Genomic DNA, 17,840 nt, shown 5'->3' with positions numbered 1-17,840 from the left:
CTAACAAATTTCTTAATTATATGCAGTTAGAAAAATTTACTTACGACAATAAGATTGTCCGCAACTTTGGTATTGCTACCATTGTTTGGGGCGTAATCGGCATGACAGTGGGGCTCCTCATCGCCATGCAGTTATTTAAACCCGGCATGAACATGGGCAGCCAATACACCACATTTGGCCGTATCCGTCCGCTGCACACCAATGCTGTAATTTTTGCCTTTGTAGGTAATGCCATTTTTATGGGTGTTTATTATTCGCTGCAACGCCTGCTTAAAGCCCGTATGTTTAACGATGCGTTAAGTGCCATACATTTCTGGGGCTGGCAGCTCATCATTCTTTCGGCAGTAATTACCTTGCCTTTGGGTTTTACCACCTCGCACGAATACGCGGAGCTGGAATGGCCGATTGATATTGCCATTACGCTGATCTGGGTGGTATTTGGAATCAACATGTTTGGTACCATTTTTAAAAGAAGAGAACGCCACCTTTATGTAGCCATCTGGTTTTACATTGCCACGTTTGTTACCATTGCGGTATTGCACATTGTTAACTCTTTTGAGCTGCCGGTTTCGTTTATGAAAAGCTATTACTGGTATGCCGGTGTGCAGGATGCGCTGGTCCAATGGTGGTACGGGCACAATGCAGTAGCATTTTTCTTAACTACGCCTTACCTGGGTATGATGTATTATTTCTTACCCAAAATGGCTAACAGACCGGTTTACTCCTATAAACTGAGTATCCTGCATTTCTGGTCGCTTATTTTTATCTACATCTGGGCCGGGCCGCACCATTTACTCTACTCATCTTTACCGGGCTGGGCACAATCCTTAGGTATTGTTTTCTCTATTATGCTTATTGCACCAAGCTGGGGTGGTATGATTAACGGTTTGCTAACTTTACGAGGCGCCTGGGATAAAGTGCGCGAAGATGTAACGCTGAAATTTATGGTTGTAGCCTTAACCTGCTATGGTATGGCTACTTTTGAAGGCCCTTTGCTTTCCATCAAACAAATTAACGGTGTTGCACATTTTACCGACTGGATTGTAGCGCACGTACACGTAGGTGCTTTAGGTTGGAACGGTTTTTTAACCTTTGGCGTATTATACTGGTTAATCCCGAGAATTTATAAAACCGAACTCTACTCCAAAAAATTAGCCGGTTTCCACTTCTGGATTGGTACACTGGGAATCCTTTTCTACGCTGTACCCATGTACTGGGCTGGTTTTACCCAGGGCTTAATGTGGAAAGAGTTTACTGCCGAGGGGCTTTTAAAATACCCTAACTTTTTAGCTGTAACGCTTCAGATTATTCCGATGCATGTTTTCCGTGCTGTTGGTGGTGGTTTCTATTTATTGGGTGCAATTGTAATGACTTTTAACCTGGCTAAAACCATGCTGAAAGGAAGCCTGCAAGCCAACGAAGCAGCCGAAGCCATGCCTTTGGCCCCGGTACTGGTAGAAACCAACCCGATGGATCAGAAATGGCACCGTGTACTGGAACGCAAACCAATGAAATTCATGGTGTTTTCGCTCATTATCATTTTAATTGGCGGTATGGTAGAAATGATGCCAACTTTCACCATTCAATCTAATGTACCAACCATTTCGAGTGTAAAACCTTATACCGCTCTCGAGCTCCAGGGACGTGATTTGTACATCCGCGAAGGTTGTGTAAACTGCCATTCGCAAATGGTCAGACCGTTCCGTTCAGAGACAGAACGTTACGGCGAATACAGCAAAGCCGGCGAATTTGTGTACGATCACCCGTTTTTGTGGGGCAGTAAACGTACCGGACCAGATTTACACCGCGAAGGTGGCAAATATTCGCATGCCTGGCATTTTAACCATTTACTCGATCCAACTTCCATGTCGCCGGGCAGTATTATGCCGCCATACCCCTGGTTAATTGATCAAAAACTCGATATCAGTACAACGCCAGCGAAAATCAGGGCTATGCAAACGTTAGGTGTTCCTTACCCTGAAGGATTTGATAAAACGGCCAACGATGAACTGAAAAAACAGGCAGCAGAAATTACAGCCGACTTGAAACAGAACAATATCAAGGTAAAAAGCGACCGCGAAATTGTGGCCATCATCGCTTACCTTCAGCGCCTGGGTACTGATATTAAAGCCAATAAAGAAACTATCCCTTCAAACCAATAACCATGTTCGAACAACTTAAAAACTTAGCAGGCCGCGAATATTACCTGATTAGTTCGCTGCTCTTATTTATGGTCTTTTTTATCATCGTGAGTATCTACCTCATTAAGCTGAGCAAAAACCACATCAGTAACATGAGCGAGTTACCCTTAAAAGATTAGCATTTATACCCTCATTAAGGAATTGCTTTAATGAGGGAAAAACAAATACAAAACATAAGGATGAAAAAATTTAACATCACCCTCCTATTGCTATTACCAGCCATAGCTGCCCTGGCTGCCGATGATAAAGCTGAAGCAGCCACAGTTAGTTCGGAACCAAGTTTATTAGGTCTAAGTCAGGCCGAAACACTCCTGCTCATCATGCTTTTATTTGTACTGGTATTGCTGGTTGTATCCATTACGCTGCTAAATGCCTTCAAGGTTATGTACCGCGAGCAGCTTAATCCTACGCCTTACCTGGCACCGGTAAAAGAAGCGCCGCTTGATTACGACAGCTGGTTAAAAACCAAAAAGCACAAGCCTTCCATCTGGAGTAAAATACTGGGGCTAAAACCAATTGAAGCAGAAAAAGATATCGTAATTGAGCATGCTTACGATGGTATTCAGGAACTCAACAACCCGGTTCCGGCGTGGTTTAACTTCTTGTTTTATGGCACCATCCTGTTTGGTGCAGCCTATCTTTTCTATTATTACATTGGTGGCTACGGCTTAAATCAGGACCAGCTGTACGCGGCCGAAATGACGCGTTCGGCTGAAGAGAAAGCCATTTACCTGCAAAAATCGGCCAATGCGGTTGATGAAAACACAGTAAAAGCCGATAACACTGCGCCTGTAATCGAATCGGGTAAAACCATCTTCTCGGCCAACTGCGCCGTTTGCCATGGCCCGGCCGGGGGCGGTTTAATTGGGCCTAACCTTACCGATGAGTTCTGGCTGCATGGCGGTGGAATTAATAACATTTTTAAAACCATTAAATACGGCGTTCCGGCCAAAGGGATGGTAAGCTGGGAAAAAACGCTTAGCCCGAAACAGATCAGTGAAGTAGCCAATTATATTTTATCGCTCGAAGGAAGCAAACCCGCTGGTGCCAAAGCACCACAAGGTGAAAAATATGAACCCAACAATGAGGTAAAAGATGCCGGCAAAAAATAAAACCAATAAGCAAGGCAAGGGCCGTAATTTTCTTTATCCGAAGAAACCCGCCGGCAGGTTATACACCTACCGCAAATGGGTAAGTTATGCGCTTTTGCTTTGCCTGTTCAGTTTTCCGTTTGTACAGTTTAAAGGCGAGCAACTGGTATTGCTCAACTTCATTAGCCGTAAATTTGTTTTCTTCGGACTGATTTTTACGCCGCAGGATTTTTATCTCTTCGCTTTTGCAATGCTGATTTTTATCCTCTTTGTAATTTGCTTTACCGTGGTACTGGGCAGACTTTGGTGCGGCTGGGCCTGTCCGCAAACCATATTTATGGAAATGGTTTTCCGCCGGATTGAATACTGGATAGAAGGTGATGCATTACACCAGAAAAAACTGGATGCCCAGCCCTGGACAGCGGAAAAAATCTTCAAAAAAACAGTTAAGCACTTTCTTTTTCTCCTCATCTCTTTTGGCATTGCTAATACTTTCCTCGCCTATCTTATCGGTAGCGATGTACTGTATAAAATCATTACCGAACCGGTATCGGCGCACATTTCGGGCTTTATCTCCATTTGTATTTTTACAGCTGTTTTCTACACCGTTTTTGCTTACGTTCGCGAAATTGTGTGCACAGTTATTTGTCCGTATGGCCGTTTACAAGGGGTTTTACTCGATAACCAGAGTTTAATTGTGGCTTATGATGAAACCCGTGGCGAACCCCGTGGTAAACTTGTAAAAGATGCAGGCCATTTAAAAGGCGACTGTGTAGATTGTGGCCTTTGTGTACAGGTCTGCCCTACCGGGATCGATATTCGCAAAGGCACCCAGCTCGAGTGTATCAATTGTACAGCTTGCATCGATGCCTGCGATGAAGTGATGCTCAAAATCAACAAACCCGAAAGGCTCATTGGCTTCTACAACAACGATTTTATTCAGGCACGTAAACCTTTCAGGGCCGGTTTTAAAGCTTACGGTTATGCGGCTGTATTGCTGGTAGCCATGATCTTGTTTTCATCGCTCATTTACAACAGGCAAAATGTAGAAACCACCGTATTGAGGGCAAGTGGTACACTGTTTCAAACCCGAGCCGATGGAAGCATCAGTAACCTTTACAATGCCGAGCTGATTAACAAAACGAACCGCGATATCCGTTTCAGTTTTAAATCGGCCAATAGTACCGATAGCATCTTATTTATCCAGCAGGAAAAGCTCCTGCCCAAAGAAGGAACGGTGCATTTAACCTTTTTCCTGATCAGGAAACCGGCACAGATAAAAAGTTATAAAACTGAGGTCACTTTTGAAGTGGTAACCGATAAAAAAACGATCAGCACGGCTACCACAAGCTTTTTTGCCAATCCAAATTAAAAGATAAACGATATGAACTGGGGAAAAAAAATTATCATCACCATGGCTGCATTTATGCTTTTTATATTGGCTCTGGGTGCTTACATGCTCAGTAAACAGGGTAACGATACGCTGGTAGAAAGCAATTATTACGAAAAAGGCCTCCGTTACGATGAAGAGTACAAACAGAAGGCAAATACCTTTGCAGACCATGCTGAACCCGTTATTACCGTAAACCCTAGCCAGGTAATTATCCGTTTAAAAGACAGCGCCAGTTATACCCTGGTGCTGATGCGGCCATCCAATGCGCGGGCCGATAAAAAGCAAAACGGCAATACCCTGGGCAACAGTCACCTGATTTTAGTAGACCGTAAACCTGCCGATAAAGGCCTTTGGTACCTCGATTTAAAATGGAAAAGCAATCAGAAACAATATCAGTATAAAAAAAGTATTACGCTGTAATGAACAACCTGCCACTTGCATTTTTAATGGGGCTACTCGGCAGCCTGCACTGTGCGGTAATGTGCGGTCCGTTGATGCTGGCTATGCCTTTCGAAAAGAACAGCAGCTGGCAAACGGGCTGGGCTTTGTTGCTCTATCAATCGGGCCGGGTTTTCACCTATAGCCTGATGGGGGCTCTAGCTGGTTGGCTCGGCAGTACTTTTAACCTGGTAGCCAACCAGAAAATACTGAGTATAACCATAGGTTTGCTTTTAATTGTGTTTACCCTCTTGCAAATGCGGACAACTTATAGCCATCGGCTTAGTGCACTACAGTTTAAGCTGATTAACCCCATTGCTAAACTGATGGGCAAACTGATGGGCTTCCCCTTATGGCAATTTGTGGCCGGCATGCTCAATGGTATCATTCCTTGTGGCATGGTGTACCTGGCACTGGCCACAGCTGTAAATGGCGCATCTGCAAATAGCGGATTGCAGTTTATGTTCCTTTTTGGTTTAGGCACTTCGCCGTTGTTGATGATGATCTCGATGGGTGGTATTTACCTCAAAAAGTACATTCGTTTTAATACCAAAAGGCTTATCCCCTGGTTTATGCTTTTTATGGGCGTATTGCTTTTGCTCCGTTCGGCCGAGCTTGGTATCCCGTTTATTTCGCCCAATATGGGTACGCATTTTAACGGCACAGTACTTTGCCGCTAATCAGTTAAATGAGTGCCTGAATGCCAGTGGCGATTGATTGGTTTTACTCTTAAATAATTTGCTGAATGACTGAGGATGTTCGAAACCCAGTGCATAAGCGATTTCGCTCACCGATAAACTGGTAATGCTCAACTTTTCTTTCGCTTTTTCAATCAGCTTTTCGTGAATATGCTGCTGTGCATTTTGTCCGGTAAGCGAGCGTAGCATATCGCTTAAATAGCGGGGCGAAAGATGCAGCTGATCTGCCAGGTACTCAACTGTGGGTAAGCCTTTGTTCAAACCATTTTCGGTTTCGAAATAATCGTGCAGCAATTGTTCCATCTTCGAAAGCAGATCGTGGTTAATGGCCTTTCGCGTAATAAACTGGCGTTTGTAAAAACGGTTACTGTAATTTAACAGCACTTCGATATAGGCAATAATTACATCCTGGCTAAAATCATCGATCGGGTTATTCAGTTCGCGGTCTATATGCGCCAGAACCTCTAAAATGGTTGTTCGCTCCTTTTCTGCCAAATGTAGCGCCTCATTGGTTTCGTACGAGAAGAAACCGTATTGTTTAATGTTTTTGGCCAAAGGGTAATGGCGGATAAAATCGGGATGGATTAATAAAGTAGAGCCATAAAACTCGGCTTCGGCATCAATAGAAATAATTTGATGAGGGGCCGTAAATACCAGACCACCCTCATCAAAATCGTAATAACCCTGCCCGTAACCTATGCGGCCCTTGAGCAGTTTTTTAAAGGAAATTTTATAGAAGCTTAATAAAAAAGTTTCAGGAAGTTGATCTACCAGCGCCGCAATCTTCGTATTATCAACCAGGCTTACCAAAGGATGCAGCGGACCAGGCAGGCCCAGCATGCGGTGTAAATCCGAAATGGTATCTATTTTATGCGGTGCGGCGGCAACTCTTTTCATCAGGCTAATTTAAGTATTTATGATCCAAAAATGTTTTTACGCATCTCTTTTCTGAATGCTTCGTAACCTATTTCGGTGCGTTGGGCATACAAGGCTTTGGCATCTTCGCCGGCTACATAGCGCACCTGGTCTTTACCATCGGTTGCGGCTTCGTACACCACTGCTGCAATTTGTGCTGCTGTTGAGAAATTGTCGGCATTAAATAGTCCCCAGAGTTTTTGGTTGGCTTCTTCATAAGCCGGGTGCGAAGGTGCATCGATAGAACGCCCCATAAAATCGGTAGCAATACCGCCCGGGGCTACGGTTTTCACACTGATATTGAAAAGACCAAGCTCTAACGAGAGACTTTCGCTCCAGCCTTCCAAAGCAAATTTGGTAGCGTGGTAAACCGAACCCAGCGGGAAAGCAAACAATCCGCCCATAGAGGTTGTGGTAATAAATGTACCAGCGCCTTTTTCTCTGAAATAGGGAATAAAAGCCTGCGTTACGCGCAACACGCCCAATAGGTTGGTATTTAACTGTCTCACCATTTGTTCATCAGAAATGGCTTCCATTGGCCCAACCAAACCATAACCGGCATTGTTAAACACCACGTCTACGCTTTGTTGTATAGCCAAATCTACAGTGCTCTTTACTTGTTTTTCGTTGGTTACATCGAGTGGCAAAAGGGTTACATGCTCCAATTGTCCAAGTACAGTTTCTGCTTCGGGATTACGCATGGTAGCGATTACTTTCCATCCATTTTGCTGAAATAATATGGCGGTGGCCCGGCCTAATCCGGTTGAAGCACCGGTAATAAAAATTGTTTTCATATTGTTTTTCTTTTAACAATACAAAATTCGTCTCCCGGCAGCTCCTCTGCGTTGCCAAAATGCAGCTATTTGTAGCCGAAATGACGTTGCACAACCACTGGCGCAAGTCTTAGCGCTCCAGGCGAGATTCATACTTCTTTTTTATAAAGCGAGGATAGCATTTTTCAATTAATAAAATTAAGTCTTTATCTTTCGACAGCGTATTATCATTTAAAATAAAAGTCGCCAAAGAAGAAGCGGTTAAAATCTGAATCTCTTGCCCTTGTCGTTCTTTTTTAGTTTGCATGTAAACACCCTCGTCCAAAATTTTATTCAAAAATGGAGATATTGAATATAGTGGTAATAAATCTTCATCATTACCCCATCCTTTTTGAATGAAGTAGTAATTAATTTTCAATATAATCCTCGCTGTCGCTTTATTTAGCTGTTTATTATGTCTGAAAGTATTCAGATCACAATCAAAAATTGCTTGACTAACACGGGTTTTAAAATGATATTCTAAAGTCTTACTTGTATCCAAATTTAATGTATCTGCAAAAATCATTAAATCTGATAAACAATTTACTTTTCTTGAATCTGTTTTTTTATTAGTACAATGAATAAATGTAACAATTACCAAAATAAAGGAAACTGCAATTTTAAGGTTTCTGAACATAGCCTTGCTGTTTAATTTTATTTTCTAATTCCCATTGTTGGCGCACCCCCTACTGGCCCTACTGGCGCAAGTCTTAGCGCTCCGGACCTGTGCAATGGCCTGACTTGTGCCCTAGCCAATGAGCCTATGCAACAGATTGAATGCCGTTTCATTAAACCAATATCAATCAATCCTTTACAACCTTACTGGCTTTAAAAGCACAAGTCAACCAACAACGCTATCCTCCTCGCTAAGACTTGCGCTAGTAATACTGACTTGTGCCCTCGCCAATGAGCTTATGCCACTGACTGAATACCGATTCATTAAACCAATAAATCAATCTCAATCAATCCTTTACCACCTTCATAATCGATAGCACTGCTATACAAATAGTCTGACGCATTTGTCACCCACCCAGCCTTAACCGGATTATTATGCAGGTAATCAATTCGTTCTTCGAACATATTTAAATGAGGATCTAATTCGATGGGATGATTATCCTGCCGCCAAAACTGAAAGTTTTTATTGTTGCTATTCTGTTGTCCAGCCTTAGCAAACAAATAAAGCATCCATTCTTTTCTGCTTTCAATCGTGCTCTCTCTTATCTCCTTTACTATCCTAAATGATGAATATTTCTTTAAGTCGCGCATAATATCAGATAATAAATAACCCTCTCTGCTACTCACAATTAAATGAACATGGTTACTCATGATTACCCAGGCATGTAAGTTAAGGCCTTTTTCTTTTCTACAATAAGTTAAACTTTCCAATAAAATATCGCTATAAACGCTGCGCGTAAAAACATCTATCCATCCTACAACAGCAAAAGAGACAAAATATATTGCACCAGGGTCATGAAATTTATATTTTATGCTCATTTATAAATATAGATGGATTAGAGCAGATAATCAATTTGGTTGTTAGTTTTAAAAGCACAAGTCAACCAACAACGCTATCCTCCCCGCTAAGACTTGCGCTAGTAATGCGCAGCGAAGCATCTCTTATAAAAGATTGCTTTACGCCATATCACCAATCCAGCCCTACAGTTCGCAATGACGATCTTCTTTCTTTAAGTATCAACAAAAAGGCTATCTAAAAAATCAGATAGCCTTTAATAAGTAAGTCTGATTTCACCAGATTTAGAATGCTTGCGATTCTTCGTAATTAGGACCGTACAACGATGGTACTTTATTTCCGGTTGCCCTGAGGTGCGAAATCAGCTCACCACGATGATGGTACAAATGGTTGTAAAGAAATCCTCTGATGACCTGAATCTTTGGCATGGCCGGCATTAATGCATTGCCCCCTGCAGACATTATCCAGTTGTTCATATACTTAGATTCATCAGAGTTTTCGATTACCGTTTTTGCCTTCGAAACATTTTCTTCAAACCTGGCCAGGATATTAGCGGCCTTACTGATATCGCCTTTATCGTATTTATATGAACCCATATCAAAATCATCCAGATCGAATGTTGGTTCGTACCAGTTGTATACCTCGGCAATGTGCGAAGCGAGCTGGCCTACCGACCAAAGGTGTGGTTGCGGACGGTATTCCAATGCACTATCCGGAATCATGGATAATAATTTTCTGGTGTTTTCAGCTTCATGCATGAACTCACCAATTAATGCTTGTTTCATCATTTTTATATTGTTTTGTCATATATAAAAATAAGGAATATTTAGGATTGAAACAGGTTTCTGAGTGTACAACAGATAAAAATATTTGCCTGTCCAAACCTCATCAAAAACCCTTTAAAATGCCTGTAGTGGCACACTGCTTACTGCAATCACTTTCCAATCCTGAGCATGTAATTTCCACACTCTGGTGAACTTCAGCTTACTTTCAAACAGCTGATTCAGGTAGCTTCCTTTAATTTCTTTTGTAACTACAACCACTGCGGTATCTCCGAACAAATGCAAGTGCCGGTCTGAAATTGCTAAACTGTTAATTTTTAAATCGTGGCTGATATGTGGAGCCAGATCTTCTGCTTTAGTTAGCGTCATCCCCAGGTGATTAACAAATACGAGTTTATCGTGAAGTAATTTATCCAATACTGCTACATCGCTATTTAAGATGGCGGCAACAAGCTGTTCTTCTAATTTTAGCACTTTACTTTCCATAACTGTTTTTTGCTAAAGATATAAAAGCGAAACAGATGAACCTAAATTATTTGCCCAGTTTTCCACCACCTTAGACAGCTAAGACACCTTAGATGATCTGTCATGCTGAGCGTAGCGAAGTATCTCTAAAAGATTAAATACCAGCTGTGTTACAAATCCAGATCGACGAAGAGACTCTATTATAAATCTTTATTTTTCTTAAAGTTTGTCACGTTGAGCCTGTCGAAACGCTGCACTCAGTGTTAGGTCAGATCCTTCGACAGGCTCAGGATGACAATTCTATTCTTATTATACTAATCCTACTACCGCAAGTCTTAACGCTAAATCACAGCATTTACACAAAAACAAAAAAAGCCTCTAAATCTTAAATTTAAAGGCTTTATTCTATGTCGGGATGAGAAGATTCGAACTTCCGACCTCCAGCACCCCATGCTGGCGCGATACCTGGCTACGCTACATCCCGTTAATCAATCTGATCTGAAAAACGAACAAAGATAACATCCGCAACGAAAATCTCAAGAGCAGCTGCCAGATATTTTATTTTTTTATTTCCGCAACATATTCCGGTATTCGGAGGGTTTCATGCCTTTTATCGCTTTAAAAAACTTATTAAAATTGGTGGGATTATTAAAGCCGCTGGCATAACATACATCGGTTATGCTGTTATCTTCACTTTGCAAGAGCTTGCAGGCGTGACCAATCCTGATTTCGTTGATAAACTGGGTGAGCGATTTTTGGGCACGCATTTTAAAGAAGCGGCAAAAAGAATTGGGTGTCATATTGCATAATTCGGCTACTTCTTCGAGGTGGATATCGTTATGAAAGTTTTTCATTAAAAACTGGTAAACCTTATTAATACGGTTACTGTCTTTCTCGTCGTAATGATTTTTAAATGTAGCGCTCGACAGGTAACGGTAATCTTTCGATCTGGCCAGTATTTTAATGATTTCGATTACCGAGATGATATTACCGAAACCATCATTATTGGCCAGGCTCAGTAAAATGGGTTTTACCTTACTGGTAGTTTCCTGATCAAATACCATCCCCCGTGCTGCTCTCGAAGCCAGATCGGCTACCTGTAGCAAAACCTCCTGGTCATCCGTCAAAGTGGCAAAGAAATCTGCACTGAAATAAACCACTACCGATTTTACGGTTTCATCGTCGTGATCTTCGTAGCGTTTATCATTTTGCCAGATATGTGGCAGGTTAGGCCCCATCAGCACCAGGTCATCGTCTTCAAAATTGCCGATATGATCGCCCACGATCCTTTTACCCTGGCTCCGCTCAATCCACACCAGCTCGCATAAATCATGAAAATGAAAAGACGATATAAGCCGGTTATTATCAATGTGTTTGATGTGGATGGATTTATCGCCCGAATGGTTGACATTGATCAGTTCTGATCTCATACTTTTTGGTTAAAAACGCCTGTTTAATAAACTAAATTAATGATAAATAGACAAATACACTCAATTAAGGTAAAAAAGTTTAGGTTTTTACAATTATAGTTTTACAAAAACCATGTACACCTCCCTAATTTTAGTATTAATAAACATTTGATAGCCAACGTAAACTATCCCTGCACTATTGAATGTTTTTTTAACCAAAAAATAAACTTTATGACAAGAAAATCCACCTTTTTTAGGCCGGGCCACTTTGGCTGTTCATCTCTTTCTTTTACACCGGATAAAAATAGGATGACCGAGGCCGCAACGCGCTCAGGCAACATTGATTAAAACTAAATCAACAACTTTAAAACAACATCCCTTTTAACTAATCAAAAAAACAATTTCAAAAATCATGAAGAAAATTTTACTTCTGCAGTTTTTGCTGTTGTTCTCGTTCTATGCCTTTTCTCAAGAAAGAAAAACAATTAATGGAACGGTCAAGAGCGACGACAAAAAACCGCTTCAGGGCGTAACAGTTACAGCCATTGGACAAAACCGCACAACGGTTACCGATGCCAGCGGTAATTTCAAAATCGAAGTAGCCAATCCTGCCGGCACTAAACTTCGTTTTACTTTTGTGGGTTTTAAAACGGCCGAAGTAATGGCCAATAACCCTTCTTTTAACATTACCCTTACCGAAGAAGGCAACACTCTCGATAATGTAGTGGTAGTGGGTTTTGGTACCACCAATGTCCGTAAAAATTCTACATCAGTTTCTACGCTTAATCCGGCAACCATTAAACAATTGCCTATTGGCGATATGGGATCGGCTTTACAGGGTCGCATACCGGGTTTAATTGTACAGCAAGGTTCTGCCGAACCCGGACAAAACGGCGCAAGTATCTCTATCCGTGGTAATGGGGAGCCGCTATATGTTATTGATGGTTTCATTTCCAACCGCCAGCGTTTTTTAACCTTGAACAAAGAGGACATTAAATCGCTAACTACCCTGAACGATGCCGCTTCAACAGCTGTATATGGTATGAATGCAGGTAACGGGGTAATTGTAGTTACCACCAAGCAGGGAGAGGCCGGTGATATGCAATTCAATTACCAGAGTAACTTTGGATTTAACACCCCTTCGTATGCACCGGTACGTATGAATGCTTACGAATTTGCAACAGCTATAAACAAACTGAACCAGGCACTGGGGCAAGGTGTAAATGCTTTTAAAACACCGGCCGAGATGACCGACATCCAAAACAACCTATCAAGCTATACCAACTGGGAAAAGGAATTGTTGCGTAATTATGCGCCTCAAAATGAGCATACGCTTTCGGTAAATGGTGGCAGCGAAAAATTAAAGTTTTTTGGCAGCTTAAGCAGCTTAGGACAAAAAGGTATTTACAAGTTTAACTCGCTGGATTATAACCGCTACAACTATCGCTCGAACGTGAGCACTAACTTTGATAAAATTGGCCTCAGTTTCGATTTTATGCTAAACGGATCGCTTCAGGATGAGAAATACCCACCAGCAGGTGCAGGTACCATCTTTTCGCGTTTAAAAGACCGTACACCTTTTGAAAAACCGTTTACCTCTGCAGGTTTGGTATCTAACCAGTTCGATAACCCTGCCCTGCAATTACTAAGTCCGGGGTATATTAAACTGCGTACGGTTTACAACCAGCTGTCGGGTATGTTAAAATGGAATGTTCCCGGTGTAAAAGGCTTAACCCTTGGTTTTAACGGAAACTATAACATTGCTACTCAAGACCGCGTAGATTGGATTGAAACGGCTACTTATTATGATGACCAGGGAAATGCAACCAAAGAACTTCCGGCAAATATTGGCGTTTCGAGATCATCATACATGACCAGCCAGTACGATGTAAATGCCCGTGCCGATTATAAAACATCAATTGCAGGTGCCCATAACATAGAGGCAACCGTTGTACAAACCATGCAGCATTATTACTCTAATACCCTGGCAGGTAGCTCACGGGGCTTTACTACTACAGAGATTAAACAAATTCAAAAAGGCGATGCCTCGCTGATAACAGCCGCTAATACCGAAGGCGAACAGGCCTGGATGGGTTATGTAGGGCGTTTCCACTACGATTTCAAAAACCGTTATATCCTAGAGTTTGCCGGCCGTTACGATGGTTCAGATAACTTTCCGGATGGCAAGCGTTGGGGTTTCTTCCCATCTGTTTCAGGTGGCTGGGCCATTTCAGAAGAAAAGTTCTTTGAGGGCATAAAAGACAAAAACGTACTGAGCTACCTTAAAATAAGAGGTTCTTATGGCCAAATCGGGGTAAACAATATCGATCACTGGGCTTACTCCTATCTTCCAACCTATGCTTATAACACCAATGCTTATGTAGTAAACGGTCAATTGGTTAATACGGTTACACCGGGTCCTACGCCAAGCGTAAACATCACCTGGTTCGACCGCACCAAGTACGATCTGGGGCTCGACTTTTTCCTTTTCAAAAACAAACTGGAAGGTAAAGTGGATTACTTTTTCGAAAAAACCAAAGGCTTTCTGGCCGCTGATGCTTCACGCTATGTTGATCCGATAGGCTATTCACTTCCATTAATCGTTTCGAGAGCCGAAGACCGTATTGAGGGTTTAGATGGCTCGCTCGATTACAAAACGAAATTCGGGCAGGTAAATTTCAATGCAGGTTTCAACTTTACCTATTACCGTTCGCTCGCATTCAGAACCAACGAAGATAGCGTAACGCTGGCTAATCCGCGTTTAAGGGCACAAGGTAATGAGAAATATTATGTGGCTACCGGTTATATTGGCGCAAAGGTGTATACCAATCCACAGGATATCTTAAACAATCCTAAGCGGATCACCTCAAGAGATTTAAGGCCTGGCGACTTACAATATCTGGATGTAAACAATGATGGAAAAATTGATGGACAAGACCAGGCCAGATTCGGACATAACACCTCACCTACTTTTGTTTTTGGTATAAACCTGGGGGCAAGCTACAAAGGTGCCAGTATTGCTGCTACTTTACAAGGTACAGGCTCACGCCAAACCTACATGAGCAATGTGGCCATGGGTTCGGAAGGAGAACGCCGGCTGGATTTTGCCTACCAGCTTGATACCTGGACGCCGGAAAATCAGGGTGCCACATTCCCAAGGGCTGGAAATGCTTCCTTAAACGATAATAACAACTATGCCTCATCCGACTTTTGGGTGCGCAACTCTACTTATGTGCGTTTAAAATCGCTTACGCTTTCATACGATTTTAAATATGCGATACTTAACAAACAAAACTGGCTACGCAACTTAACGGTATATGCCTCTGGTATCAACCTGTTTGCTGTTGGCCCATCTGTTAAATATGGCGATCCTGAAGCCAATTCTTTTGATGGCTATGCATACCCGATGATGAGAACTTATTCTTTTGGATTTCAACTTGGTTTTTAAGCTTAAAATGATGAAACATTATAAATCGATATTTATTCTTGCACTGGTGGTCTTAATGGGCTCATCGTGCAAAAAATTTCTGGAAACAAAGCCCTATGATAAGATTACGGGCGAGCAAACCTGGAGCAGTGAGAACTTAACCACTGCTTTTATTTATCAGGTTTATGCGGATGTACTTGGAGAAGGCTCGTGGATGGCCTCTTACGCCAACGGCAACTCTGCCAGATCAGAGAGCAGTACCAAAAATGCCATGACGGGTACCCTAAACTCTTCTTATTGGTCGAAGGAAAGAGCCGAACTGATGACCAATAACGACAATTATGGCTGGCTGAGCTACCCTATTCTCTGGCGCATCCACACGGCAATGAAAAATATACAGGCCAGTACTGCATTTTCGCAAGCTTATAAAGACCGTTCATTAGGCGAACTTTATTTTCTTCGTGCTGCCCACTATTTTGTATATGCCAAGCAATACGGCGGCTTACAAATCATCGATCGTGAACTTTCTCCTGATGATAACCTTCAGATCCCGAGAGCAAGCATTAAAGAAACTTATGATTTCATTTTAGCCGACTTAACCAAAGCCAGTACTTTATTGCCTGCCACAGCTGAAAGAGGCCGTGCAAATGCGAAGGCTGCACATGCCTTAATCATGCGTGTAGGTCTACAAGCTGCAGCCTATGTAGACGGTGGTTTGCCCAACAGCATTTATTACGATAAAGTGATCGCATCTGGCACAGCCCTGGGACTTTCACAATCGGGTGCACAGCTAAGCCCTTATTATAGCCTGTTCAGAAGATACGAAACTGCTACTGCCGCGACAGAAAATATCCTCACCCGCGAACGCAACAAAACAAATTCGTCACTGTACGATACTCCAATGCAATACCAGGGTTTATGGTCGACTGGAAAGTTTTCTACCTATGCCAAACAAAACTTCCCGATTAACGTAACTATGAATTTTTGGGGTATGGATGGCGGGGCCTGGCCAACACAAGACCTGGTAGATGATTACCTCGTAAAAGATGTTGATGGCCGCATTAAATTCTGGGGCGATGCCTCCTACGTAAGTACGGGTGCAAACGTGGATGAAAAAATGTATTTCAGTGCCACTAAAAAACGCGACCAAAGGTTTTATGCAACCGTGCTTTACGATAGTTGCCTGTACTTTAACAACCAGGTGAGGGTATTTTTCAGACGTGATGGTAATGTAAGCAATGCCAACAGTAAAATTAATGAAGGTTCTTTTCAGGAGTATGGTTATAATGCCGGCAACACCGAAAACTATAACTCTTCAACAGGTTATTCGATGCTCAAATATTTTTATGATCAGGTGCTTAGCTTACCTTCTCCATCCGATCAAAGGTTAGATTATTCATTTTCGGTACTGCGTTACGGAGAGGCTTACTTAAACATGGCCGAAGCTTACCTGATGAAAGGTGATTTTGCCAATGCGAAACTTTACATGAGCCCAACCATGGTTAAACACGCTGGCTTTGATGATGCTTCGGTAACCGCATACCTGGCACCACTTACGGGTAACCAGATTGGCAATTCGCTTTTCGAGGCTTATAAAAGGGAAAGAAATGTAGAAATGGTATATGAAAATAACGACCGGTATTGGTCGCTGCTGCGCTGGGGTATGCGTGCTTCGGGCGGCATACGTAATGGCGAGTATGTTTCAAGCGGCTATGTAATCCCCGAAATGCAGGGTTCACTTCGTGGCATCCGGATATCGCGCGATGGTAAAACTTATAGTTTCTTTACCGATAACAATGCAGTGGGCGAAGCCAGGTTTTCACCTAAACGTTATTTATTGCCCATTAACCAGGCTTTCCGCTTAAGGTCGGGGGTAAAACAGAATCCAGGTTGGGAATAATTTCAATTACAATTTTAACAGAATGAAAACAACGATAAAAACAATTATGCTAAGCTCCCTGATAGGCTATATGGCTATCAGTTCGGGTTGCCTGAAGAAAGGTCTTGATGATTTGCAAAATTCGGCAGCCAAAGAAATGACAACGGTTGATTATACCTATAGATTTTTGTACACCGATACCATCCAAAAAGGTACGCCTAAAGAAGAAATAGAGAAAGACCGCGTTTGCGAAGTGTTGTTTAAAAAGCAAACCACCAAACTGACTGAGAATGGTGTTGATGTTTTTCAAACTACAATCAGTTACGATGTGAACTCGGTTTTAAAGGCTGGCCCTACGGGATCGGTTACCAAGAACCAGTTGTATGCCCAGTTTCAAAAACTGATTCAGGTAGACCAGTTGAGTAAATTATGGGTATATACTACTGTTTCGGATGTATCGATAGTTACACCCTTAAATGGTGCACCAAAACTGGGTAGTCCGGGTAATTTTTCTAAAGATGCCATGTACGAAGTAAAGGCTGCCAATGGCAGCACCAAAAATTATATCCTGCGAACGATTAAAGGTTTTTAGGTTTAGTTAGTTTAGTTAGAGGGCCCGGCGGTAGAAACTGTCCGGGCTTTTTTACATTTAATCAATGACGCAGTTTATTGAATAGACCCGTATAAAACTAGCACCTGCAAGCATAAAACTAACGTCTGCAAGTATAGAACTGCCACCTGCAAGCATAGAACTGCCTCCTGCAAGCATAGAACTAACACCTGCAAGCATAAAACTGCCTCCTGCAAGCATAGAACTGCCTCCTGCAAGCATAAAACTACCACCTGCAAGCATAAAACT

17 protein-coding genes and 1 tRNA gene are annotated in these 17,840 nt (G+C 42.2%); 9 read left to right on the top strand and 9 right to left on the bottom strand.

The window, feature by feature from the left end; translation table 11 throughout:
* The first annotated feature begins 20 nt into the window (after positions 1-20).
* The 6 genes from ccoN to OC25_RS12265 are packed head-to-tail and all read left to right on the top strand — an operon-like array spanning position 21 to position 5,803.
* Positions 21-2,162, top strand: coding sequence for a cytochrome-c oxidase, cbb3-type subunit I (gene ccoN / locus OC25_RS12285; RefSeq protein ID WP_039476441.1), 2,142 nt, complete (start codon positions 21-23; stop codon positions 2,160-2,162).
* A 2-nt stretch (positions 2,163-2,164) separates the two neighbouring features.
* The gene (locus tag OC25_RS28125; RefSeq protein WP_167335393.1) at positions 2,165-2,320 is read left to right on the top strand and encodes a hypothetical protein; all 156 of its coding nucleotides are present in this window, start codon (positions 2,165-2,167) and stop codon (positions 2,318-2,320) included.
* A gap of 60 nt (positions 2,321-2,380) precedes the next feature.
* Positions 2,381-3,313: a cbb3-type cytochrome c oxidase N-terminal domain-containing protein gene (locus OC25_RS12280; RefSeq protein WP_082018588.1), complete on the top strand. Its 933-nt coding sequence runs from the start codon at positions 2,381-2,383 to the stop codon at positions 3,311-3,313.
* Entirely contained in the window at positions 3,297-4,664 is a 1,368-nt protein-coding gene (ccoG, locus tag OC25_RS12275) for a cytochrome c oxidase accessory protein CcoG (RefSeq protein ID WP_039476438.1), read from the top strand. The genes OC25_RS12280 and ccoG overlap by 17 nt, the downstream gene beginning before the upstream one ends.
* A 12-nt stretch (positions 4,665-4,676) precedes the next feature.
* Positions 4,677-5,105: a FixH family protein gene (locus tag OC25_RS12270; RefSeq protein WP_039476435.1), complete on the top strand. Its 429-nt coding sequence runs from the start codon at positions 4,677-4,679 to the stop codon at positions 5,103-5,105.
* Positions 5,105-5,803: a sulfite exporter TauE/SafE family protein gene (locus OC25_RS12265; RefSeq protein WP_039476432.1), complete on the top strand. Its 699-nt coding sequence runs from the start codon at positions 5,105-5,107 to the stop codon at positions 5,801-5,803. Before OC25_RS12270 ends, OC25_RS12265 begins: the two co-directional genes overlap by 1 nt.
* Here the strand turns inward: OC25_RS12265 and OC25_RS12260 are convergent, their stop codons facing one another.
* From OC25_RS12260 to OC25_RS12225, 8 genes are all read right to left on the bottom strand, one after another.
* Positions 5,804-6,718 (bottom strand): helix-turn-helix domain-containing protein, encoded by a 915-nt coding sequence (locus tag OC25_RS12260; protein WP_039476429.1) that lies wholly within the window; start codon positions 6,716-6,718, stop codon positions 5,804-5,806.
* Between the two features lie 17 nt (positions 6,719-6,735).
* Positions 6,736-7,530, bottom strand: coding sequence for an SDR family oxidoreductase (locus OC25_RS12255; protein WP_039476426.1), 795 nt, complete (start codon positions 7,528-7,530; stop codon positions 6,736-6,738).
* A gap of 109 nt (positions 7,531-7,639) precedes the next feature.
* Entirely contained in the window at positions 7,640-8,185 is a 546-nt protein-coding gene (locus OC25_RS12250) for a hypothetical protein (RefSeq protein ID WP_039476423.1), read from the bottom strand.
* 302 nt (positions 8,186-8,487) lie between these two features.
* Positions 8,488-9,042, bottom strand: coding sequence for an REP-associated tyrosine transposase (locus OC25_RS12245; RefSeq protein ID WP_039476420.1), 555 nt, complete (start codon positions 9,040-9,042; stop codon positions 8,488-8,490).
* A 261-nt stretch (positions 9,043-9,303) separates the two neighbouring features.
* Positions 9,304-9,807 carry a DinB family protein gene (locus OC25_RS12240; RefSeq protein WP_039476417.1) on the bottom strand — a complete coding sequence of 168 codons (504 nt, stop codon included), beginning with the start codon at positions 9,805-9,807 and terminating at the stop codon, positions 9,304-9,306.
* Positions 9,808-9,918: 111 nt separating this feature from the next.
* Entirely contained in the window at positions 9,919-10,287 is a 369-nt protein-coding gene (locus OC25_RS12235) for a nuclear transport factor 2 family protein (protein WP_039476414.1), read from the bottom strand.
* 389 nt (positions 10,288-10,676) lie between these two features.
* Positions 10,677-10,750, bottom strand: a tRNA-Pro gene (locus tag OC25_RS12230).
* An 82-nt stretch (positions 10,751-10,832) separates the two neighbouring features.
* Positions 10,833-11,696: an AraC family transcriptional regulator gene (locus tag OC25_RS12225; RefSeq protein ID WP_039476411.1), complete on the bottom strand. Its 864-nt coding sequence runs from the start codon at positions 11,694-11,696 to the stop codon at positions 10,833-10,835.
* Positions 11,697-12,087: 391 nt separating this feature from the next.
* On the opposite strand from OC25_RS12225, the gene OC25_RS12220 reads away from it, so the two are divergent.
* Genes OC25_RS12220 through OC25_RS12210 form a run of 3 tightly spaced genes read left to right on the top strand, consistent with a single transcriptional unit; the run spans position 12,088 to position 17,573 of the window.
* On the top strand, positions 12,088-15,123 hold the full coding sequence (locus OC25_RS12220) for a SusC/RagA family TonB-linked outer membrane protein (RefSeq protein WP_052266172.1): 3,036 nt from the start codon (positions 12,088-12,090) through the stop codon (positions 15,121-15,123).
* A gap of 7 nt (positions 15,124-15,130) precedes the next feature.
* Complete coding sequence (locus tag OC25_RS12215) at positions 15,131-17,002, top strand: RagB/SusD family nutrient uptake outer membrane protein (RefSeq protein WP_039476577.1); 1,872 nt, start codon at positions 15,131-15,133, stop codon at positions 17,000-17,002.
* A gap of 22 nt (positions 17,003-17,024) precedes the next feature.
* A complete protein-coding gene (locus OC25_RS12210; protein ID WP_156131462.1) occupies positions 17,025-17,573 on the top strand; it encodes a DUF5018-related domain-containing protein in 549 nt (182 codons plus the stop codon).
* Between the two features lie 57 nt (positions 17,574-17,630).
* On the opposite strand, the gene OC25_RS28120 is transcribed toward OC25_RS12210, so the two are convergent.
* On the bottom strand, positions 17,631-17,840 hold a 210-nt coding region (locus tag OC25_RS28120; RefSeq protein WP_039476407.1), incomplete at its 5' end, for a hypothetical protein.

The organism is Pedobacter kyungheensis, from assembly GCF_000812965.1.
GTDB lineage: Bacteria > Bacteroidota > Bacteroidia > Sphingobacteriales > Sphingobacteriaceae > Pedobacter > Pedobacter kyungheensis.
This window is presented reverse-complemented; position numbering and strand designations above follow the sequence as displayed.